Consider the following 21622-nt stretch of genomic DNA (forward strand, 5'->3'; position numbering starts at 1 on the left):
CCCTCGCCTAGACTTCTAACTGCGTTTGCGAACCGAAATGACCCTTCACGCGCGAGGCAGCCTCGACGTTGACCCAAGACGTGATCAGTTCGTTGTACGCCTCTAGCGTCGTCCGCCCAACCCTTGCGCTCGCATAGGTGCAGAGGCGATAGGCAAGGAGCGGATTTGGTCCGCGCGGGCCGGCATGCCGGCCAATAGCTCACCTGCCATAGGTTTCGCCGACCCAACTGCAGCGCTCGAATCATTGGTGCAGGGCTTCCCCAAATTGGCGTGTTGTTATCGCTCTCTGGACGCCAATCTGCGGGGTATTCCGCCGGCTTGAATAGGCGCACGCTCCCTGCACCGGACTTAACCACTCCCGAAGCGGCTACCGCTTGGACGCTGGTTCCCTTCGCGCGAGCCAGCACGTCGGCTTGCCCAAAATCACCGCCTACCCAACCTTGCTCGTCGAACCAGGCTAGGCAGAACCGAGTGTCGGCATCGAAGTCGTCCGCGCCTTCTGTCAAGGTCTTGTTGATTAGAGTTAGTGCCGTATGGACGGACATCGGAGTGCCATCCGCCTCCAGCACCGCCGAATACTTCGAGAACACCGCCATGCCTGGGCCAATCACTGCTTGCGCAAGATCGACTGGAGCTACGGGCGAAGCGCCCTCGACTCCACCGATCATTTCATCAAGCGCTTCCGCGAGGTGCTCCTTGAGCTCCCGCTGGAAGTCTCTGCGAGTGGTGCTTCTCGCGTCGGAGTCTCGTTTGCGACATACAAGAACGATCGACGATGCCAATGCGTTTGCACCGATAGCACGGCCTCGGCTACCGCGCTCCGTCCGAACTGGCCAAGTTCCAGTAATGACAAAGTTGGCGTTGATCACGGACTCCAAAAAAGCTCTCCCAGCCCGACGACGCTGTGCCGCGTGCTCCCGTATCGCTTTGCTTGAACGCGTAGTAGATCGTCACCGGCACTGTGTCATTCGCTTTGGCATGAATCTGGCAAAGCGCCTGAGTCATTCCGTCCGTGAAGTGGCGCATAGCGTCTTCGATCTTCGCGTAGAGGCTATGCGATGCAACTAACTCGTCTTCCTTTGGGGTCTGCCTGTAGCGAAGATCGCTGGAAACACATCGCGCAGACAGACTCGCATCCAGATATAGAAGAAGTCTGATAAGTTCGAATATGGAACGTTGTCGTAGTAAGGAGGGTCGGTGGAAACTACGGTCTGGTTCTCTGTAGGAACAGTTCCTCTTGCAGCGTCGAGCTGGAACGCATGGCCAGGCGCATTTGCGGGCAACAGATCGATAACACGCGCGATCCAGCCTAACGCACTGATCCACGACCCTCCGCCATCAGAGAGCGGATTGTTTTCACCGTAGTCCCAAACTATGGGTAATGCGTGCATGGTGAACGCGTTTTTTACGAACTCCCCGCCCGACTCCCATGACGTCAAAGTGTTCCAATAGTCGGCTGCACGGCCAATGCCGCAGGCGAGATAAACGGAGATGGCTTCCGCGTACGCCGTCGCTCCTGATCCGCCATCGCGGAGTGCAATTCCGTCATCTGAGAGACCGGCTCGAATTGCATCGAGCTTTACTACCTCGCGGGACTCGATCACAAGGGACGAGAACGTGCTTAGAGCCAACTGCTGCCGAAGATTGAACAGGCTTGCAAAAGTCTTCATGCCGTAGACCACTACGTTGGTGCATCCCGCCCAATGAAGGATCTCAGCTTCCGGGGCGGTCGGAACCAGTCCGGAAAAGTCTGGCGGCACGACGTCGCTGGCCGGGATGTACGCCTTACCTTTCGGCGTCTTAACGACAACAGCCATAAGCCGCTGCCCCATTCGACCGGCGATGCCCTCAGTTCGCCGTCACGCGCAGAAAGCTGAAAAGACTTCGCAAGCGGTACGTGACATCCTCTTGCCGCCGGGTTCGGGCTTGCCACGGTACGACACCAAAGCCACGTAACTACGGTGCCTTTTCCGCCGCCGAGTCGGCGAGGCAAGTCCACCTGTGGGTATTGCGAGGCAAGTCGTTCGACTGCGTGCTTCCATACCCAATGGCCATAGCGTCTAAGGTCTTCGGAAAGTCCCCTCGCACCAGTCCAGCTCTCATCTAAGCGCGCCTGCTTGGCCGCATACTCCGCTGGCCCTACTGGCGGTAGGTTCCTAAACCTAGGGGGTATTTCCAGCATCGCTTTGTTGAGCACCACTGGACTGGGTTCAGGTCAGTGGCGTAGGTCTCAAAACCCAAGCGCTGCGCCTCAAGGAAGAAGGAACCGCCTCCCGCGAACGGATCTGGAAGACCGGTAGAAGATCAGGATCGACCCAGGCAGTCCGGCATTGAGTTCGCAAGTTTCTCTCCAAGACTTTCGAATTTCTTCGCGAGCTCGATCGAGGACTTCCTGGTTTTCAGTGTTCTCCCATTTCACTAGGTCTCGGATGATGTTGAAGAGGCGTTCGCGCTCCAACTTCGCCTTCTCTTTGTTTACGCCCCTGCCGAGGTGCCGTTCAAATCCTGGATCGTTAACCATTTGGGCAAAAAGAATTGCCCGAGCGGCAGCCAGTGGTCGGCGAGCGAACCAAAGATGAAGGGTCGACGGATGACCATGGCGGATGGACTTTTCCTTCGAAGACGCGATATTGATGTCGTCGAGGGGCAGCGCGACCTCGATCAGTTTCTTGGGAGCCTTAATGGTCGCCATGTGTTCTTGTTCCCTTAGGCCGGCTGCTTCGCGCGGGCGAGCAACTGATCGAGATCGAGGTTGATGCTGGTCACGGCCCAGTCGGGCTCCTGGGTGAAGGGCTGCCGCACGTAGAACGGCCCTTCATGCTGTTCACCTTCCACTATCACGATGGCCAGGATGAACTTGTCGGTCTGGTTGAGCCCGTAAAGGATCTCGTTGCGCGTGACCGTGATCGTGGTCTGGCCCTTGGCGCGGCCCTTGACCTCGATGTGCCGCGACAGTGGCAGCTTGCCGTCCAGCGCCTTGGGCAGGCTGGTGATGTCCCAGCCGCACTTCTCAGCCGACACATCGATGACGTCGTGTCCCAGCGCGCGCTCGGCGTTCATTACGGCGCGCATGGCGATATGCTCGACGCGGGCCCGCGCGGCGGCGTCGGCCGTCCATCCCGGTTGGCCTTTGCGTTGCAGAAGCAGGCCCGCGGGGATGACCAGCGAGCCGCCCAGGATCACAGGCGTAGCGGAAATGACGTGGCGCATGGCCAGCAGCTCCTTTCGCGCGACTCGCGGCGGGCGGTGAGGTCATCAATAGTGCGGCGGACGTTCTCCAGCGTCAGGCGCACGTCCTTGCCGGCCGCGATGTCGTCCTGCAGCTTGATGTAGCGGTCGGACCAGAAGTTGATCTCCCTGACCAGGCGCTCGTGGACGGCGGCCAGCGTCTTGTCCACGGTCTTCTCGCGACGGGTACGGACTTCTTCGAAGTGCTCGGGCACGAGGTGCGTCGAAGCATGGGCCAGCGCGACCTGCTCCAGGTCCTTGGCGATCCAGGGTGCGGCCAGCACATCCTCGATCAGCGCCAGATCGGCAGGCGCCAATGGTTCCAGGTCCAGGTGCGGCGCCCAGCCGGCGTTGATGGCGTTGCCCTTGGGGTCGATTTCGACGAACTGCATGCGGCGTGACACCACTGCGTCGGTCGGCGCCTTCCTTCACCGCGTGGTCGATGATGAACATCACCTTCGGGGTCAGGCCCATGTCTGCGGGGTCGACCAGCACGGCACCCTGCTTGAGCTTGTTGCGGTGCTGCTTCGAGCACCAGGTCGGTCACCGACTGCATCAGCGGGTGGGCCGGGGTGCAGCAGGCTGGCCATCGGCGCGCCGACACGATCCAGCACGCGGACGTACTGCTTCTCGAAGCACACGCGCTCGTAGCGGCGCAGCACGGGGTCGGCATTGCGTCGGTCACGCCCGGTGATCTGGCGGTCGCGCTCGCGGATGATCGCCGGGACGTTGGTGATTTCGTAGCGACCCGGTTCACGCGGGCGCAGTTCGCCGCCCAGCTGCTGGAAGGCCTGGCTGAAGAAGGCGCGGATGAAGTAGGGCTGCAGCTTGCGGGCCTCGGCCTTCTCCATCTCCTCTTTGACGGCGAAGAGGCGCTTCTCGTCCATCACCTCTTCGCACAGGGCGTTGCGCTTGATGATGTCTTCAATATGGCGGGTGTCCAGCGCGCCATCCACCTGGCGGTGCAGCCGGGCGCGCACCTCGGGATCGTCGCCGTAGCGGATGGCGTCGATCAACAGGTCCTTGAGGCTGCACTCCTCGAACACCTCGCCCAGGATGTCGAACACCCGGCCCTCCAGCGCCGCACGCTCGATCTCGATCTTCTCGAACAGGCGCTGGAAGACATCGCCCTCGCGCGTCTCCGGGCCAGCATGTTCCAGAGGTGGCAGACCTCGGTCTGGCCGATGCGGTGGATGCGGCCGAAGCGCTGCTCCAGGCGGTTCGGGTTCCACGGCAGGTCGTAATTGACCATCAGGTTGGCGTTCTGCAGGTTCACGCCTTCGCCGGCGGCGTCGGTGGCGAGCAGCACGCGCGCGGTCGGGTCGTTGCGGAACAGCTCCTGCACCTTGCGGCGCTCTTCGCGCTTCACGCCGCCGTGGATCATGACCACGGCCTCCTCGCTGCCGATCAGGCCGCGGATCTTTGTGGCGAGGTAGTTCAGCGTGTCGCGGTGCTCGGTAAAGATGATCAGCTTGCGCTGGCGACCCAAGGAGTCATGCATCTCGGGCGTGTTCTGCAGCAGCCTCGAAAGCTCGTCCCACTTGCGGTCCTGGCCGGAATGCACCACCTGGCGGGCCTGCTCTTCCAGGTCTTCGAGGATGATGATCTCTGCCTCGAGCTCCTGGATGGTCTGGGCGGCCGTGGCCTGGTCGACGACAGCTTCTTCGAAATTCTCGTAGTCGTCGGGCGACAGCGCGTCGGCAGACTCCCAAATGTCATCGGGAACACCGTTGGTCCCGGTGCCGACGAGCGTCTCGGCCAGCGACTTGCCGCGTTGGCCCAGCTTCTCTTCCTCAACGCGACGCTTGAGCTTGTTGCGGCGGCGCTTCAGCGACTGGTAGATCGCCTCGGGGCTGGAGGCCAGCCGGCGCTGCAGGGAGGTCAACGCGAAGCCGACGGTGCCCTTGCGACCGCCGTCCGCCAGCTGGTCGGCACGGGCGAATTCGATCTTCACGTAGTCCGTGACGGCAGCGTAGAGCGCGGCTTCGAGATCGGAGAGCTTGTAGTTGGTGGTGTAGGCGCGGCGCTCGGGGAACAGGCGGAGTGCCGTCGAACTTGAGCATGTCTTCCTTGACCATGCGGCGCATCAGGTCGGTGACGTCGACCTTGTGCGCGCCGTCGCGGAACTTGCCGTAGAAACGGTCGCTGTCCAGCAGCGACATGAACAGCTGGAAGTCCTCTTCCTTGCCGTTGTGCGGCGTGGCCGTCATCAGCAGGAAGTGGCGCGTGATCGAGCCCAGCAGCTCGCCGAGCTGGAAGCGCTTGGTCTTGTTGACCTTGTTGCCGAAGTAGCTGGCCGACAGCTTGTGCGCTTCGTCGACGACCACGAGGTCCCAGTGCGAGAGGCGCAGCTTCTCCTGCAGGTCTTCAGCGCGGGCGAGTTGGTCGACGCGTGCAACCAGCAGGTCGATGTCGTCGAAGGGATTACCGCTTCGGGACTGCTCTACCTGTTCGCGCGAGAACAGCGAAAATGTCAGACCGAACTTCTCGAACATTTCGTCCTGCCACTGCTCGACCAGGCTGCCCGGCGCTACGATCAGCACCCGCTTGGCGTCGGCACGCATCAGCAGCTCGCGGATGAAGAGGCCCGCCATGATGGTCTTGCCGGCGCCGGGATCATCGGCCAGCACGTAGCGCAGCGGCTGGCGCGGCAGCATCGACTCGTAGACCGCCGTGATCTGGTGCGGCAGCGGCTCCACGTTCGATGTGTGCACGGCCATCATCGGATCGAATAGGTGGGCCAGGTTGATGCGGCAGGCCTCTCAGGGCGCGAGCCTGCACTCCCGCGGGGCGCAACGCCAAGGCCGCCCGGCCTCAGCTAGTGAAAGGTTGGCCTCGTCCGCGCGGAACAGCATCCGCTCCAGGAGCTTTCCGTCTGCGGTCTTGTAGTAGACGGTCAAGGCGTTGTCGCCGACGGACTCCGTAGTCGACGCGCACGACTTGGCCCGGTTCCAAACCGGCGATCACTGCGCTCTTCTGGATCTGTTCGAGTTTCCAGCACGATGCTAGTGATCCCTGTCGGTGCCTGAGTAACCCGGCGCAAGCAATAGGTTGGAAACGCCGTACAGCGCCTGTCGATTGCGAAGCCAGAGTTGGTATTCCCCGCCCTTCAGGCTGTGGTCGTTCGTGCAGTCAACATTCCAGCGGCGAAGCAAGTAGCCAGCGAGCGCCGCACGCACTCGAACCTTCAGAACCCCGCCGTTCATGCCGTACTCAGATTCGATGGTGTCCGGGTGCTGAACATTTGCAGGGTGCGGAACGAACTCCAGCTCCGTAATGCGATTCCATTCGATGTCGTCGGCCGACCGTTCGTTGTCCATGACGGGGCCACTCAAGATTCGGGCGTCTGTCAGTCGGGCAAGCACGAAGTCCCGAAACTCTCCCGTTCGGCGATCAAAGGCACGGACGTGCCAGCGCAGACCACTGTCCGCGAGCGCAAACGGAACAATCTCGCGCGTTGTCAGGCCACTCGACATCGCGCGGTAGTAGACCTCCGCCGCGCAGCCTTGATGAATTGCACGGGTCAGTACCGAAACAAGCTCTAGATCGACGTTGCCAGCGAGGCGGGTACCCTCATGGGGCACTACCGGTTTGCGAGGGACGGGCTCGCCGTCTGCATAGCCGCGCGACAGCCAGGTCAGAACCCGGTCAACAGGGAAATCAAAGATGGGCCAGAACCGGGCGGCCCGGACGTACAGCTTGTTCTTGGTGTCGTACTCAAGGTTTCGCGGCGCGAGGTTCCTGTACTCGGCGATATCCCGAGTGGCAGCTGCCGCCCGAATACCGAATCGCGCAACCAGTTCTTGGCGCCGCAATTCGCCGCAATAGCGCAGACGCAGCTCGATGAACGCCAGGCGGTCGCGCTGAGCCTGCGTCAGGTCAGAGGACTTGGGTGAACTCACAGGGCTGCCTGAGTGTTTTATTTAAGAGCATGTCGCCGCACTATTATGATATTGGATCATACGCTATAATGACCGTCGCTGCTAATCATTTTGATGATGATATGCAACATTTCTCAGCTAGTCGGGTGAGACGGGAAGGAATTTGGGGTTCCAAATGGCAACCGCAGAAAACAGTCGAGACGCCCACCCGCTTCATTCGGCGGATCGGTCGACGCTGCGCGAAGCCAATGCTCCAGACGGCGTGCCTTTCCGCGTGCTGTGCCTCGACGGCGGCGGAATGCGCGGCATCTATCAGGCCACGTACCTTCACACCCTCGCACAGCGCGTCGAAGACACCGCGGGCCGATACCCCGACATCGGCGCCACGTTTGACCTTATCGTCGGGACCAGCACCGGCGGGATCGTTGCTTGCGCGCTCGCAGCCGGCACGCCGCTTTCGAAGTCATCAATCTCTACAAGGAACACGGTCGGAAGATATTTCCACGGCAGTGGCTAAGATCCTTGCCCGTTCTGGGCACGGCGGTTCGTGCCTTCTTCCCTGGAAATCGGCGTGGCGAACACGCGCTGCGCCACGCGCTGGAATCTACATTTCGAACTCAGACCGTTGCGGAGGTGTACGCGAGGCGTCAAATCGCCGTAGCCATTCCAGCCGTCGACCTCACTCGCCACTACGCAACCGTCTTCAAGACGCCGCACCTGTCGCGACTGAATGGTCGCGACAACGAGCGAACCTTGGTGGATGTGTGCCTCGCCACCAGCGCTGCCCCGATCTTGCGGTCGGTAGCACGGCTGCCCGACACGAATGGCACCGACGCTCACGTCGACTATGTTGACGGCGGTCTCTGGGCCAACAATCCAGGCCTCGTAGGACTAACCGAAGCCTACGAGATACTTCATAGCCGCCAAGAGAAGCGCCCTATTCACCTCTACACGCTCGGCACGTTGCCAGTACAGGGCGGCGAGGTTCTCAAGTTCAATCGCTCGCGACATCGCGGCGCGCTACGTTGGAAGTTCGGCATCAAGGCGATCGAAGCAGGGATGAATGCCCAGTCGGTCGCCTATGACTACATCGCTTCAAAGCTCGCTGAAATGCGAAACGACGGAAGCTTCGTCATGCGATTGCCGGCGCAGTGCCCGTCCGGCGAACTACACAAGTATCTGCAGAACATGGATGACGCGCGCGAGATCGTCCTGAACGCGCTCTCCCGCCAGGCCTCCTCGGACGTGGACCTCGCGTGGGCCGCATTCGAACAGAATCCCAAGCTTCGGACCCTTCGCGACGCGCTATTGCCAGACACCCACGCTGCCAGTTCAAAAGAGGACCGTCACAATGTCGACAATTGATTGCCACGGCGACCTCAAGGGATACCACGACAAGAAGGTAACCCTCGGAACTGCGGAGCAGGCTGACATGCGCACTCGCCGTGACGCCGGTCGCACGCGCATGAAGAACGGCCTTGCGGCTGCCGAGCAGCCCGCTCCAAGCGCCTTCCATGCGCAAGGCTCCTACGCCATGCGAACGATGGTTCAAGACTCGCAGAATGACTATGACATCGACGATGGTGCGTACTTTGAAAAGGACGATCTCCGCGACGCGAATGGCAACGACTTGGCGCCGCGGGACGCCCGACAGCGCGTTGCAAGCGCCCTAAAAGGACGACCGCCTCGCGTACGACGCAAAAGTGAAAAACAACTGCGTTCGCCAAGCGTACCCGCCGGGCTATCACATCGACATTCCTGTTTACCGGGTCCTGCGCTCCACGGACATTTTTGGCAAAGAGAAAGCGGAATATGAGCTGGCGAGCGGTGACGAGTGGGTCAAGTCTGACGCTCGCGAGGTTACCAGCTGGTACAAGTCGAAAGTTACGTCAGAACTGGATCGCGGCCAGGAGGACACCAGCCAGCTGCGTCGGATTACAAAGCTGACTAAGAAGCAGGCGCGCAGCCGCCTTTCGTGGAAGTCTCAGACGACAAGCGGCATTGCGATCACAAAGCTCGTAGTCGACCACCAACGACTGGAGGCCGGCCGCGACGACCTCGCGCTGCGTCGCACTTGGCAAGCGATCAAGACCCAGTTGGATTTCTCGCAAAGCATTTCTCATCCGATTGCAGGAAACCGCGATCTTGCAAACGAGGGAGATGAGGCGGTCAAGTTCTTCCGTGATCGTCTTGCCGAAGCATTGGAGACGCTCAAGATCCTTGATGATCCAAAGTGCACCAAAATCGCAGGCTCGCGAAGCCTGGAATACGGTTTTCAATACAACCTATTTCTCTGATCTACCGGACGACGGCACAGGCGGCGGGACCAAGGCGAGTGGTCCTTTCGTAATTTCTTCCGGGAAAACCACAAAGCGCGACGACGACAACGGCAGGTTCGGTTGAGACGACGTGGATTTCGAACGCTCCTATGTACCAACAATTGAGCAGGCCTTCGAGACGCAAGCAAGTCTCCGTGGCCGATGGCGTCGATTGGCTTCCGCTGATTCCAATCCCAGCGCCAAGGCACGGAAGGCTGTAGTTGCCTGGAAGTTCGAATTCCGCCGAATGCGGTGAAGTGCCCGAACGTGGATGAACTTTGGGTTCTCCTCGATGATAAGTTTCCCTACAGCCAGCCGCGCGTGCTCTCCCCCGCGCTTCGTGAGGATTCTTGCAATTGGCCGCACATCGAAGATGCGGGCCTGCTCTGTCTTCCATCAACCGGCTTGCGCGATTGCCCAGGACTCCGTGTGCTGCGTCATCTTGAGGATGCGCTTCAGCTCCTAAACCTTGAGGAAGCGGATCGGAAGCGCGACTTTCAGTCTGAATTTGCGACCTACTGGGCACGCGGTGACGTCGGAAAGCCTCTGCCCAGTCATTGGAGTCTCGCAACCCCGGTCGGTCCGTCACGAGAGGTCTTCCGGTATCACAGCGTCGAGGCCAACAGGTACATCTGGGCCGACACGAAACCAGAGCTAGAACATTGGCTAAGAAAATGCGGGCCGAAATCCGAGCAAGAAGTCTATCGAGGGTGCGTGGGCGGTTTGGCTACCCGAAGCCCCTACTCCTGCTCAGTTCCCAAAGCTTGGGTCCCATGTACTAGCGCTCATCCCGTCAGAAGCGAAGGCGCGACTGATCCATCCTGGCGAGAAGCTGCCGATTCTCATGGGCGCACCCACGGCGAACGGTCCGGTTTGGGTCGCAGCCATTCTTGACATCGCATCGGAACGGGATCTCCAGAACGGATTCCGCAGTGGCCGCATTCCATTTGATCGCGCCAAAACGTCTATGGCTGCCCGCCCCGTACGACGACTCAAGGTCGAACGCATCGACGGCTCGTATGTCCACGGGCGTGACCGCAACGAACAATACCAAGCGCTCTCCCGAAAGCGCGTCGCGATCCTCGGTTGCGGCTCTCTAGGCAGCTCCATCGCCAGAATCCTAGCGCAAGGCGGCGTCGGCAGTTTCATGATGGTAGATGACGACATCATGGCCGCCCACAACACGAGCCGCCATTCTCTGGGCAGCAAGACGATTGGTCTTTTGAAGGCCGACGCGCTGGCCGACTCCATCGAGGCGGACTTCCCGCATCACGGAAAGCATGCCCGGCTAAAGAGACGTGTTGAGAACTTGACCAAAAAGGATTGGGAAGAAGTTGCCGAGTGCGATCTCATTGTCAGCGCAGGAATCGACTTCCCCGGCGATATGCGGATCGCTGCGTGGCGTATGAGCGTTGAGAATCCACCTCCACACGTTTGCACTTGGGTCGAAGCCTTTGCAGTAGTCGGACATGCGGTGGCCCTATTTGGCCGTGATGACCTAGGGATACTTTTTGACGCCGACGGGAAGCCGCAAATCGCCATGACTCACTGGCCGGATACGACTCCCGTGCTTTTCAGAGAGGCCGGTTGCGGCAACAGCTTTCAACCACATGGTGCAGTAGACCTGCAGCGGACGGCCACGACAGCAGCTACTCTGTGTTTGGACATACTTGTGGGTACCGTAGCGGACTCCTGTCGTCGTACCTGGCAGGGTGACTTGACGAAACTGACCACACTCGGCGGTGTGCCGTCGCCGGATTTTCAAGTCAGCAATACAGAATCATGTTGGCCATGGGACGCTCTCGCGAGCGCCTCCTCAGGATGAGCCTGTCTTGGCGCTGCCGTGACTTCCGGCAGGTACTCGTCCTATCGGATGAAGTGCTTTCGTACGTTCGTGCGCACAGGCAGCTCGAACACTGTGCAAATGAAGCCGGAGGGCAACTCTTCGGCGTGGTTAGCCCGCAGGAAGTGTTGATAACTGTTGCGACCGGCCCCTATGCCGAAGATACGCGATCGAGATTTAGCTACCGTTCTTCCCCTCAAGCCGCAAATGCAGCAATCGAGACCCAGGAGGGCGGCGGACTCTCTTACCTTGGTGAGTGGCACACTCACGCCGAAGGCAGACCAACGCCGTCGTCGTACGACAAGGCGACGATGTCTGCGATATCCAAGAAGTCCACGCTGCGTGCCGGCGCAGCTACGATGCTGATCGTTGGCCAGTCGGATACCACAGACGGGTTGTATGTCGGAACTTTCGAGAAGGGCCGGTTCCGTCGCTGGCTAGCGGAATCCGGAGGTAAGACCAATGACGGGCTGATGCACCGACTATGGGAGATCTTTCGGTAGGTTCGTAGCGCCAATTTTCCGCGGTTAGCGAGGCCCCCTGCTCTTCGGCGGGGACTGACGCAGCTGAGGGCGAGAACTGGTTGTTAACTCTTCGGCGATCCGATCCCTGTCGGTAGCAGGGTCGCGCAGCGCTCGAGAGAACTTAGCGACGTCAGCGGCAAGACCCACCTCACCACTACGTTCGAGAATGTGTGCAACGCCTCTCCACCCATCTGCGACGTTGCTCCAGGTCTTCAACAGCGATTGCTTGCCAGATTGGGGTCTGACGACGCCGCTAACCAACTCTACGGCTATTGACTCGACACGGGCTCGAATGAAGGACGAATCGCCTCTTAAGCTCGCTCGGTAAATTCCATCCTTTTTGGCGCTTCGACTCTCTCCGCGAACCGCACGCTCGGTGGCATTCGCCGCCACGCCCAGCCCGCGCAGGTGACTCGCGAACTGCGACCGCCAGTGCCGCAGGGTCGCCTTCTTGATGTTGAGCCGCACTCCCTGCTCGCTCACCGCCTTGAGGACCAAATGTACATGCGGATGTGGCTCGTCCGTGTGCAGCACCATCGCGTACCGATGCTGCCCATAGAACTCCTCGCGCGCGAAGTTGCGCACCGCCGAGAGGACCTTCTGTGGAGGCGTGCCTGGTGGCATCGAGAACATCAGTTTGTGGACCAGCTTCGGGGGAGTCCGTTTGCTCGCAGCCGCCAGACTCCCTTGCCGTCTCACGTCATCGACGTCGAGATCCCAGTCCTCCAGCAACGCATCTGCGACGCGCCCCTGCAGCCGCTCTCCGTCGTCGCCCTCCAGTTCCAGGTTCCCCCGCCGACCGATGTAGTCGATGTGCTTGCCGACGGCCTTCAGGTCGTTGCTGCTCCGGGGCAGCACCTTCACGACTGCCTCAGGCGCGCGGTTGACGGTCAGGCGGATCTGCTCGATCTGCGACGGCGTCAGCCGGTCTGCCGCCCGCGGCCCGCCCCGCGCGTAGCTCGCGATGTTCAGCAGCGGCTCCTCCTTGGGGAGCCTAAATGTCTTCGCCATGCCCGCTCTCCCAGCTCGTGACGTTCGCCTTCAGCAGCCCCTTCGTGTTGTCCCGCAGCGCCTCACAGACCTTGAGCATCGCCCGGAACTCCTCGCGCGCCGAGCCGGGAAGGCGCCCTCCGTCATTGGCTGCCCTGGCGATCTGGTTGAGGTTGCGGCCGATCGCTGCCAGCTCGCCGATGCTGCGCCGGAGCGCCAGCAATTCGTCCTTCGGCAGCGGCGCCAACCGGCGGAGGTGGCTTCGGGTCAGGACCGCGACATAGGTCGCCGGGCGCATCCCACGAGCCTCTGATCGCGCGTCCAGCAGCAGGCGATCCTCGGTCCGTAGCCGGATCAGGATGGGGCGCTCACAGGGACCGCCACGGTGTGCGCCGTGACGCCGGACTCCCTCAACCCGACGTGGGGCAGCCTGTGTCCCGGCCGGATCACGAGCAGCCCGCATCTCCCGGATGAGCAGGCGTTTCAGCCAGGCCGACTCGGTCAGATTTTCACGCGCTGCAGCCTCTGCGATCTCTCGCTTCGTCTCTACAGTCACGCGCGCCTTGACGACTTCCGTACAACTCATGGGTCACAATGTGTCCCAACGCTAAGCCGCAGGCTATCCTGCGTTTCAAGCGAAATGACCCCCTAACCTCGCAGCGAATCCGCGCCCCGAAGCCACTCCCCGCCGTCTCCGCTCCTCCCGCTCTGCTCCGCCGACTTCGCCACTTCGGAACGCAATCATCAGCAGGGAGGAGCGACAACCGCCGCCCCTCCCCGCTCGATCGGGCTACAGCACCCCGCGCTCGGCCAGCGACACCACCTGCGCGCCGGCCACGATCAGGTGGTCCAGAACCCGGATGTCCACGATGGCCAGGGCATCCTTCAGACGATGCGTGATCAGCTCATCCGCCTGGCTGGGCTCGGCCACGCCGGACGGGTGGTTGTGCGCCAGGATGACCGCTGCGGCGTTCTGCGCCAGGGCCTGCTTGACCACCTCCCGGGGATGGACGCTGGCACCGTCGATGGTCCCGCGGAACAGCTCGTCACAGGCAATCACCCGATGACGGTTGTCGAGCCACAGGCAGCAGAAGACCTCGTGCTCCAGGCTGGCGAACCGCAGGCTCAGGTACTGCCGCGTGGCCCTCGGACTCTCCAGCCGGTCGCCCCGCACCAGCTTCGTGGAGACGAGCTTCAGGGCCGTTTCGACGAGGGTGTCGTCACTGATGAGGGTGCCGGTCGCCGAGGACCAGCCCGTGCTGAACTTCGCCTCGGCGACGCCAATGGCGCCAGAGGCCGAACGGGTGTTGAGGGAACGAACGATGCGCTGCCGTGTGGTCATGGGAAGTCTCCAGACTGCGCAGGCGGGATTGCCTGCTGGGCGCTTCCCAACACGGCGCGCGGAGCGGTCAAGGATCGAAGACCGCCGCAGGCGGCGACCGCGTCCCCGCGGTCGTCCTTGACGGCGAGCACGGCGTGTTACGCTGAAAGCCCCTCCAGGCAATCCCGCTTTCTTCCTCTCGTCTCCTCGTCTCGGCGGGACAAAAAAAGGGAGAGAGCACCGAAGCGGCGCTCCCTCCCGAATCCCTCAGGCTGAGAGCAGCCCGGACGCCAGATCCCACAGGCCGCTGTTGATGCGCACGTCCTCGCGAATCGAACTGATGCGACGCGTACGGGTCAGACGGCCCGACGCTGACCGCCGGCTGAGGCCGCCACGCATCAGGTTCTCCTGCACGCGGTTCAGCACGCTCCACAGATCGGCACCCGCGTCATCGACGCGCCGCACCGCCAGCAACGCCGAAGGCTGCATGCCGGCCAACGCCGCGTCCTCGAACCGCAGCGCCAACGCGCGGTCCGCGAAGTCGTGCTGCTCGTCCTTGAACAGCTGGCGATGCTCCATGCGCTCGACCTGACCGGCCAGCGACTCGAAGCGCTCCGCGATGTTCAGTGCAGCAGCGACGACCTCATCCACGACGTTGCCGCGATGGGACACGCAGTAGGCCGGGAAGGCACCGCGAGAGACGATCATCCCGTTGGTGCAGACGACCCGGAACAGTCCCATGCGCAGCTGGTAGGCGCTGCTGCCATCGTGACTGTTGAGGAAGACGATCTCCGGGATGCTGTCCCGAAGCTGCACGGTCTCGAAGCGACGACGCAGCCGCAGGATGTGACGCGCATGCACCGGACTGCCACGCCGAGAGATCGCCTGGCGCGCATCGACCGGCACGAACCCGGCGCTCATCAACCCCGACAGCACACGCTCCGTGGGGATGAAGGTGTACTTCGGACTCAGGCTCTGGTGCGCCGCTGGCGCGAACACGGCAGGCACCCTGGCGCGCAGCGCGTCGAGCGACAGCGACCCCGTGAAGACACTGGACACGGTGGAGAACGTCAGCGAGTTGGAAACGGCATTCATGATTCGATCCTCGATTTGATCTGGGGCGGGATTGCCCCGCGCTCCCACCATCACGACGCGCGCAGCGGTCAAGGATCGAAGACCGCCGCAGGCGGCGAGCGCGTCCGCGCTCGTCCTTGACGGCGAGCACGTCGTGATAGGCTCGCCACTCACAGACAATCCCGCCCTCCTCCCTCCTCCGATCGTTCGACGCGCTGGCCCGATGGCCAGACCAGCGCGCCGAGACACCATCAGTCGATGGCAGCGAAGATCGCACCCGCTTCGACGTGATCCTTCGCGTACTCGAGGAGCCAGTGGTAGTGCCGGCTGAAGATGTCAGTGGTGTACTCGAAGGACAGATGGCTGAAGGCAAACAGGCACACCGTGATGCCCGCCGCGTCAGCGCTCATGTGTCCACGGAATCCGTTGCCGTGAATCGTGAGTTCGTAACTGTCTTCGGGTGGGCTCATGTAGAACCCGCCGTTGCTCAGTTCGAAGAACTGCCACAGGCCGCCGTCATAGGACGGGCAGAACTGCGACAGGAAGTCGTAGATGCGACCCTCGACGGTGAGCATATGCATGCCGAAGTGACGTGGCAGCGTTCCAATGCGGGCGTGTTCCGGCACGGGCCAGGCTTCAACGCTCTCGACGGTCGTTGTGGAAGTGTTCATGGATGTTCTCCGAGTTCTCGGGCGGGATTGCCCGCGTCCCGGAGATCACGGCGCGCGGAGGGGTCAAGGATCGTTAGACCGCCGCAGGCGGCGAGCGCGTCCGCGCTCGTCCTTGACGCCGAGCACGGCGTGACAGGCTGCGCACTTCAGTAATCCCGCCCTCCAATTTCCGAGGCTCTTCCGTCAGACTTGTGCGGGAATACATCCGAACGGCGGCCAGGCACGATCAGGGAGAAGGACATGCGCTGCTCGATGACGGGACAGCCGCTGCGTGACACGTCGGACGGCATCTACGACGACGGCGAGTGGATCAGCTGGGACTGGATCAACGGCCACATCGCCGATCAGGAGCTGCGCGGCGAATTCCCCAATGCCAATCTGGAGGTCGTGAAGATCTTTCAGGAGCTGGTCGCGCTCGCCGAAGCGTACAAGCTTGAGACCGGCCGCTACCTGCAGATCTGGGGTGAGCTTGGTGAGCTGTACGCGGAGATCAAGTTCGGCGTCGTGCGGCACCAGCCGGGAACGCAAGGGTCCGACGGACGCATCGGCAACGACTGGGTGGAGGTCAAGACGATCTCCCCCGAGAAGCTCAACGAAGTCATCCAGGTGAAGCGCGCCGGCAACTTCAACAAGCTGCTGGTGGTGAAGATCTCCGAGGACTTCGAGTTCGATGCGCGACTGATCGACCGCAAGCTCCTGCGAAAGGGCAAGGGCAAGCACGCGAAACTTCGGTGGGGCGAGCACCAGGACCCAGCGGCCAAGGACACGGCGCCCTGAACTGTCTGGTCTCTCTTGGCCCGGCTACCGCGTCGGTTCGTCGCGGTCCGTGGTGCGGGTCGCGCGCGCCGGGCGATCGTCCACAACTCGCGGCTCCGGGACCGGCGCGCCGTTCCTGACGGATGCAGCCATCACGGCCTTGATGCGGGTAACGAACAGGTCCCGATCGCGGGGATCGCGGATATTCTTCTCAGCGTACTGCTGCGCCACATGCAGGCTGATGAATGCGCTGCGTAGTTCGGGGCGCTCCGTCATGGCGCGCTTGTCTTCCAGACGGGACTTCACTGCGCGCTCGGCGCTTTGCATGGACTTGGCGAGATAGGTGACTTCCTCCACCCGCCAGCGCGCGCGGTGGAAGGTCCGCTGCTGATCCGTCCTGCGCTCTCCGTCCCGCGCCGGAATCGTCACTGGGTCCGACCCCACGCGCTGCACGCCTACGACAGCGCCGATCTTCGGCTGCGATTCCGATCGCGCGATGGCGCGTTCGAGATCCGTGCCCCACAGCGTTTCGGGGCCGCGGCTGGTCAGCAGCGTCAGGTAGTAGGACGGGCTGCCGTCCGGCTGGAACTGGTAGTTCGCCTTGCCGTGCTCCTGCAGGCGCCCAGTGATGACCTCACCGCGGCGGCCGCGCGGTGGCGAACCTGCTGAACGCTGGTCGCCCACAGCAAGGCTCAGCGGGTGGGTTGGAAGTCCCGATCCTGGCTGCGCGGCGCAACGGTGCGCTCTTCGCCACGCAGCATGACCGGATCGAGGGGCTGACCGAACTCGATGCGCTGCGCGATATGCGAGCGCAGATGATCCACGAACTGCTCGCGTTGCGCCTTGTCGCGGAACTGTTGCTCGGCCAGTGCGCGTCCCATCTGCAGCTGCATATAGGAGCCTTCCAGCTCGGGATGGCGACGGATGGCATCGGCCGCAGGCGTCTCCGTGTTTCGCAGCACTTCGGCCATGCGCTGCCGTTCATCGAGGAAGTCCTTCCGCTCGACGATCCACTGGTTGCGATGGGTGTCGAGCGGCGCCTGGCCGGTCTCGCGACCCTGGGCGTCGAGCTTCGGCGCGAGCACGGTGACAGGCTGCCGGCCGACAGAGCGGACGCCGATCTCGTCTCCGATGCCGGGGGTACTGAGCGATTGCCGAAACGCGCGCTCCAGGTCCACGCCCCAGATCTCGCGGTCACCGCGCGCCGTCTCCACGCGCACGAAATAGGACATCGGCTGCTTTGGATCATGCCCATAGGGCGCAGCGCCGTGGTCAACCAGACGGCCCACGATCAGGTCGCTGGCCTGTGGGCGCGGCGCGGGCGCACCCCCGGACTCGGGGGCCCTTTCGGCGGGCCGCGGCTCGGCGGGCACCGCAGCGGCTTCAGGCGCCCCTGGATTGCGCCGCGCCGCGAGCGAGCGCGCCAGCCGCTCGCGCTCGAAGTCAGTGGGCTGATAGCCACGGACCTCCAGCCCCGCGAGGCTGGCCGCGAACCAGGCCTCCTTCTTGAAGAATTCCGTGCCGCCAACGGTGACCGGACCTTTGCCGTTCTCACGCGCGATCGCCACCATGCTCTGGATGACGACGGAGTTCTCCGAGCGCGTGGTCAGGCGATTGCTGTCGTGCGTGAACGCTTCGGTGCCGTCCGGGAAATGGAACTTGTTGCCGATCTGGATGAAGCGCTCCTGGACGGAGTCGGGCACGCGCAGCTGGCGCGGGGCCTCTTTCGTCGCCTGAGCTGCGGCACCCGCTGGGCCCCGCCCTTCCTTGCGGTTCCTGTCGTCTTCCTGCTCGCGTCCCGACTTGGTGGGAAGACTGATGGTGTTCTGCGGGCGCCCCGCCCCTTCGGTCGGCGTGAGCGCGATGAAGTTGTCGTCGTCTTTGGTGCCGGCGGCCGGTCCAGTCGGCGGCGCGACCGGTTGCGACGGCTTGCGGCCCGCCCTGGCGCGCTTGCTGTCCGAGGGAGAACCGGAGGAACTGGAAGGCGTCTTGGGCATTGATCGGTCCTAGCGCTCCTGAAGCGCGGAGAGAAAGGATTCAACGGCGGAATCGAGTTCCTGGGTGGTCAGTCGCTCGCCTTCGGGCTTCTGGGGCAGCTCCACACCGCTGAGATCGACGTCGAAGTCCTCCAGTTTCATCTCGTCGATCCGCTCGATGTCCTGCGGCGTGGCGCGACGACTTCGGCGGCGCGGCGGACGCTGCGGCTGAGGCGTCGAGTCGATGCTGATGGAGCCCACCTCGCCGGCGGACTCCGCTGGCAGTGGCTGCACCGGCGCTGGCGGCGGCGGCGCTTTCATCCCGGGTGCGGCATGCCGAGGTGGCGGACTGATGAGCCGCTTGAAGCGACGCTCGCGGAAGTACCGGATCTTCGTGCAGCGGATCGGCCGGATGCCCTCGTAGAACACGATGGCCTGATCCGCGCGCATGGCCTGCACCTCCTGCGGCAGCATCAGCGACCGGCGCTGCTCGCTGACGTTGACGCTCGGCGGACGGTGCGCCCGGCTGAACAGGTCGAAACCCGGTTTGGAAACGGATTGGGTCTTCACCGTGATCGTCCCCAGCTCCTCGGAGATCTCGCGTGCGTCGCTGTACTCGTCGGCACCAAATACTACGCGTGCAGCCAGATTTCGGAGGATGGTTTCCGCGGCATTTTGCCCATAAACCTCACGCAACTGGGACCGTGCCTGGATCACGAGTACCACCCGGATGTTGTAGCCACCCATCAATCCGATGGCCTCGGCAATGATCGGGATGCGCCCGAGCGAGGTGAACTCATCGAGCAGGAACATCACCTGGTAGACGAGCGCCGGGTTGTGCTCGGGCAGCTGGCGCGTCTGCAACGCAATCGCCTGCTGGAAGAACAGCGAGAGCACCGGCCGGAGACGGTGCAGGTCCTCCGGCAAGACCCCGACGTAGATGCTGATGCGCTTGGAGCGAAGCTCGCGCAGATCGAAGTCGTTCGCCGATGTGGCCCAGTCCAGGATCGGGTTCAACCACAGGTCCAGCCGCGAGGTGAAGGTCTTGCGGATGCTGGAGGCCGTGACCGGCGCAAGGTCGATCACATCGCAGAGCGCCCGCACGCACTCGGGCGACAGCGGATACTTGCCGCTGCCGCGCCCCTCGATCAGCCGCTTCCAGTGGGCTCCGAAGCCCTCGTCGTCCGAGGCCATGCCCTGCCGCAGGATCTCGCCGATCGTTCGCGGGAGTCCTGGCGTCTCGAACACGTAGAGCCCGATGCCGAGGAACAGCGTGCGCGCCGAGGCGGACCAGAACGGATCGACGCCCGGCGCCTCCTGGTAGAGCATGTCGGCGATGCGCTGCAGGCCGTTGATGCGCAGCGCCGGGTCGTCGGGGATATAGCCCAGTGGATTCCAGCGGGCCGTGTTGCGGGTTTCGGAGAACGGCGCGAACAGGTAGACCGCATGGCCGCTTCGGGCGCGATGGCCGGCGGTGATCGTGTAGTTCTCGTGCTTCGGGTCCACGCAGATCAGCGAGTCCGGCCACTCGAACAGGTTCGGGATCACGATGCCCGCGCCCTTGCCGCTGCGGGAGCGGGCAATCACCGCCACGCCCTGCTGTCCGGGCAGCCGCAACAACCGCCGGCCCACTCGCGCCAGGATGATGCCGACCGGCGAAAAGAGCCCTGCCTGTCGCGCTTCCCCGCGCGTCGAGAATCGGGCACTGCCGTGCAGCGGCCGCGCGCGGGGCCGCAGCGCGAGGATCACGGGAAGCATGACCAGCGCGAGACCTGCACCGGAGCTGACCCACAGCTTGCGGCGGATGTCGCTGCGCTCGCTGAAGTAGTAGCCGTAACGCGCGACCGTCAGCGGCGTCGCCGTCTTCGGGTCGCTATGCACCCACTGCAGGAACAGGAATCCTGCCAGGTACTGCGCGGCAAGCACGACTCCCACCAACAACAGGAGAGCCTTGCATGCCAGCGCGACCCAGCGGTTCCTAACGCGCGGCCGCCAGCGTGCGGTGCTTGCGGTCGGGGTCATACCAGATTTCCTGAATGCAACGCTGCCGGTGCTCAACGCCGAACTGCACGACCACGTCGATCAGCAGATACAGCAGGTGCTTGATCTCCTCGCGCGCCAGCTCCTGGCCGGCGCGGCTTTGCTTCACGAGCAGCACCAGCTGCTCGAACGCAAGTTCAGCACTCGCGGCATGGATGCTGGTGATGGAGCCCGGGTGTCCGGAGTTCACGTTGCGCAGATAGTCGAACGCCTCCTCACCGCGCAGCTCGGCGAGCAGGATGCGATCGGGCTTCATGCGCAGGCAGCTCTCCAGCAGCTGCTTCGGACTCACGCGCGCGAGACCCTGATCGTCCTTGGAATAGAACAATCGCACGTGGTTGTCATGACGGTCGAACACCAGCTCCTTGGCATCCTCGATGGTGATCAGTCGCTCGTCGGCGGGAATCTCGCGGATCAACGCCTTGGTGAACGTGGTCTTTCCGGAACCCGTGGGACCGGACACGAGGATGTTCCGGCGGCACTCGACGGCCCGTCGCAGGAACGCCTGGTAGTCCCGGGCTTCCAGAAGTCGCAGCAGCTCTGCTTCAGTCTCGTCCGGGCCCGTCGCAGCCCGCCGCGTCGTGCGAAACAGTCCGCGCTGCTCCAGCTCCTCGAGCGTCCAGACTTCATCGGCCGGCCGGCGGATCGTGATTGCGACCGTGCCGGGGGTCGTCGCGGGCGGCAGGACGATCTGGATGCGCTCGCCGCCGGGCAAGGCCGCCGACAGCAGCGGGGATTCGGCATCGACGCGCTGCCGCGTGGAATTGGCCACCAGCTTCGCGAGCGAGCTGCACCACTCGAAGGTCGCGAACGCGAGCGGCACGCAGCGCCAGCCGGCGCGCGTCTCGATGTACGCCTCGCCGGGACGGTTGATGCAGATCTCGGTGACTTCGCGGTCGGTGAGGATCGGACGCAGCGCACGCAGCGTCAGGTCGAGCGCCGAGGATTCCGCCACGGCCGGCGGCCGCGTGAAAGCTGGACGACGCGACCGCAGCGACCG

At 63.0% G+C, this 21622-nt stretch carries 17 protein-coding genes and 2 pseudogenes; 7 read left to right on the forward strand and 12 right to left on the reverse strand.

Going from position 1 to position 21622, the window contains the following annotated elements; genetic code table 11:
* Window positions 1-7: 7 nt before the first annotated feature.
* The 3 genes and pseudogenes from IPF49_18220 to IPF49_18230 all read right to left on the reverse strand — a co-directional run bounded on the left by IPF49_18220 (window position 8) and on the right by IPF49_18230 (window position 7130).
* Window positions 8-2692, reverse strand: a pseudogene (locus IPF49_18220) (DUF1156 domain-containing protein).
* A gap of 14 nt (window positions 2693-2706) precedes the next feature.
* Window positions 2707-6276, reverse strand: a pseudogene (locus tag IPF49_18225) (DUF3883 domain-containing protein).
* Window positions 6234-7130 (reverse strand): WYL domain-containing protein, encoded by an 897-nt coding sequence (locus IPF49_18230; GenBank protein MBK6289532.1) that lies wholly within the window; start codon window positions 7128-7130, stop codon window positions 6234-6236. The pseudogene IPF49_18225 and the gene IPF49_18230 overlap by 43 nt, the downstream one beginning before the upstream one ends.
* A 154-nt stretch (window positions 7131-7284) precedes the next feature.
* Between IPF49_18230 and IPF49_18235 the strand changes: the two genes are divergently transcribed.
* The 6 genes from IPF49_18235 (at window position 7285) to IPF49_18260 (ending at window position 11773) form a co-directional block, all read left to right on the forward strand.
* Window positions 7285-7626, forward strand: coding sequence for a patatin-like phospholipase family protein (locus tag IPF49_18235; GenBank protein MBK6289533.1), 342 nt, complete (start codon window positions 7285-7287; stop codon window positions 7624-7626).
* Window positions 7627-7631: 5 nt separating this feature from the next.
* Window positions 7632-8474 (forward strand): hypothetical protein, encoded by an 843-nt coding sequence (locus IPF49_18240; protein ID MBK6289534.1) that lies wholly within the window; start codon window positions 7632-7634, stop codon window positions 8472-8474.
* Window positions 8475-8812: 338 nt separating this feature from the next.
* Window positions 8813-9406: a hypothetical protein gene (locus IPF49_18245; protein ID MBK6289535.1), complete on the forward strand. Its 594-nt coding sequence runs from the start codon at window positions 8813-8815 to the stop codon at window positions 9404-9406.
* A gap of 288 nt (window positions 9407-9694) precedes the next feature.
* Window positions 9695-10321 (forward strand): hypothetical protein, encoded by a 627-nt coding sequence (locus IPF49_18250; protein MBK6289536.1) that lies wholly within the window; start codon window positions 9695-9697, stop codon window positions 10319-10321.
* On the forward strand, window positions 10272-11252 hold the full coding sequence (locus IPF49_18255) for a ThiF family adenylyltransferase (protein MBK6289537.1): 981 nt from the start codon (window positions 10272-10274) through the stop codon (window positions 11250-11252). The genes IPF49_18250 and IPF49_18255 overlap by 50 nt, the downstream gene beginning before the upstream one ends.
* Window positions 11249-11773 (forward strand): Mov34/MPN/PAD-1 family protein, encoded by a 525-nt coding sequence (locus tag IPF49_18260; protein MBK6289538.1) that lies wholly within the window; start codon window positions 11249-11251, stop codon window positions 11771-11773. Before IPF49_18255 ends, IPF49_18260 begins: the two co-directional genes overlap by 4 nt.
* 24 nt (window positions 11774-11797) lie before the next feature.
* Here the strand turns inward: IPF49_18260 and IPF49_18265 are convergent, their stop codons facing one another.
* From IPF49_18265 to IPF49_18285, 5 genes are all read right to left on the reverse strand, one after another.
* The gene (locus IPF49_18265; GenBank protein MBK6289539.1) at window positions 11798-12805 is read right to left on the reverse strand and encodes a relaxase/mobilization nuclease domain-containing protein; all 1008 of its coding nucleotides are present in this window, start codon (window positions 12803-12805) and stop codon (window positions 11798-11800) included.
* Entirely contained in the window at window positions 12789-13247 is a 459-nt protein-coding gene (gene mobC, locus IPF49_18270) for a plasmid mobilization relaxosome protein MobC (protein ID MBK6289540.1), read from the reverse strand. The genes IPF49_18265 and mobC overlap by 17 nt, the downstream gene beginning before the upstream one ends.
* A gap of 327 nt (window positions 13248-13574) precedes the next feature.
* Window positions 13575-14126 carry a DNA repair protein RadC gene (radC, locus tag IPF49_18275; GenBank protein MBK6289541.1) on the reverse strand — a complete coding sequence of 184 codons (552 nt, stop codon included), beginning with the start codon at window positions 14124-14126 and terminating at the stop codon, window positions 13575-13577.
* Window positions 14127-14372: 246 nt separating this feature from the next.
* A complete protein-coding gene (locus tag IPF49_18280) occupies window positions 14373-15200 on the reverse strand; it encodes a DUF945 domain-containing protein (protein MBK6289542.1) in 828 nt (275 codons plus the stop codon).
* A gap of 230 nt (window positions 15201-15430) precedes the next feature.
* Complete coding sequence (locus IPF49_18285; GenBank protein MBK6289543.1) at window positions 15431-15850, reverse strand: antirestriction protein; 420 nt, start codon at window positions 15848-15850, stop codon at window positions 15431-15433.
* Window positions 15851-16102: 252 nt separating this feature from the next.
* Here IPF49_18285 and IPF49_18290 point away from each other — a divergent pair, with 252 nt between their 5' ends.
* Complete coding sequence (locus tag IPF49_18290) at window positions 16103-16627, forward strand: hypothetical protein (protein ID MBK6289544.1); 525 nt, start codon at window positions 16103-16105, stop codon at window positions 16625-16627.
* A gap of 24 nt (window positions 16628-16651) precedes the next feature.
* Here IPF49_18290 and IPF49_18295 read toward each other — a convergent pair whose 3' ends face one another.
* From IPF49_18295 to virB11, 4 genes are read right to left on the reverse strand one after another with little or no spacing between them, the layout of a single operon-like run.
* A complete protein-coding gene (locus tag IPF49_18295; protein ID MBK6289545.1) occupies window positions 16652-17290 on the reverse strand; it encodes a hypothetical protein in 639 nt (212 codons plus the stop codon).
* Window positions 17291-17298: 8 nt separating this feature from the next.
* Complete coding sequence (locus IPF49_18300; GenBank protein ID MBK6289546.1) at window positions 17299-18603, reverse strand: hypothetical protein; 1305 nt, start codon at window positions 18601-18603, stop codon at window positions 17299-17301.
* Between the two features lie 9 nt (window positions 18604-18612).
* On the reverse strand, window positions 18613-20604 hold the full coding sequence (locus IPF49_18305) for a type IV secretory system conjugative DNA transfer family protein (GenBank protein MBK6289547.1): 1992 nt from the start codon (window positions 20602-20604) through the stop codon (window positions 18613-18615).
* Window positions 20561-21577, reverse strand: coding sequence for a P-type DNA transfer ATPase VirB11 (gene virB11, locus IPF49_18310; GenBank protein MBK6289548.1), 1017 nt, complete (start codon window positions 21575-21577; stop codon window positions 20561-20563). The genes IPF49_18305 and virB11 overlap by 44 nt, the downstream gene beginning before the upstream one ends.
* Window positions 21578-21622 lie beyond the last annotated feature (45 nt).

It is taken from the genome of Gammaproteobacteria bacterium (assembly GCA_016705365.1).
Taxonomy (GTDB): Bacteria; Pseudomonadota; Gammaproteobacteria; order Pseudomonadales; family UBA5518; genus UBA5518.

Coding starts and splice junctions, on each gene's coding strand:
- IPF49_18235 (MBK6289533.1), top strand. CDS start 7,285: ATGGCAACCGCAGAAAACAGTCGAGACGCCCACCCGCTTCATTCGGCG.
- IPF49_18255 (MBK6289537.1), top strand. CDS start 10,272: ATGGGCGCACCCACGGCGAACGGTCCGGTTTGGGTCGCAGCCATTCTT.
- IPF49_18260 (MBK6289538.1), top strand. CDS start 11,249: ATGAGCCTGTCTTGGCGCTGCCGTGACTTCCGGCAGGTACTCGTCCTA.
- IPF49_18265 (MBK6289539.1), bottom strand. CDS start 12,805: ATGGCGAAGACATTTAGGCTCCCCAAGGAGGAGCCGCTGCTGAACATC.
- mobC (MBK6289540.1), bottom strand. CDS start 13,247: ATGCGGGCTGCTCGTGATCCGGCCGGGACACAGGCTGCCCCACGTCGG.
- radC (MBK6289541.1), bottom strand. CDS start 14,126: ATGACCACACGGCAGCGCATCGTTCGTTCCCTCAACACCCGTTCGGCC.
- IPF49_18280 (MBK6289542.1), bottom strand. CDS start 15,200: ATGAATGCCGTTTCCAACTCGCTGACGTTCTCCACCGTGTCCAGTGTC.
- IPF49_18285 (MBK6289543.1), bottom strand. CDS start 15,850: ATGAACACTTCCACAACGACCGTCGAGAGCGTTGAAGCCTGGCCCGTG.
- IPF49_18290 (MBK6289544.1), top strand. CDS start 16,103: ATGACGGGACAGCCGCTGCGTGACACGTCGGACGGCATCTACGACGAC.
- IPF49_18300 (MBK6289546.1), bottom strand. CDS start 18,603: ATGCCCAAGACGCCTTCCAGTTCCTCCGGTTCTCCCTCGGACAGCAAG.
- IPF49_18305 (MBK6289547.1), bottom strand. CDS start 20,604: ATGACCCCGACCGCAAGCACCGCACGCTGGCGGCCGCGCGTTAGGAAC.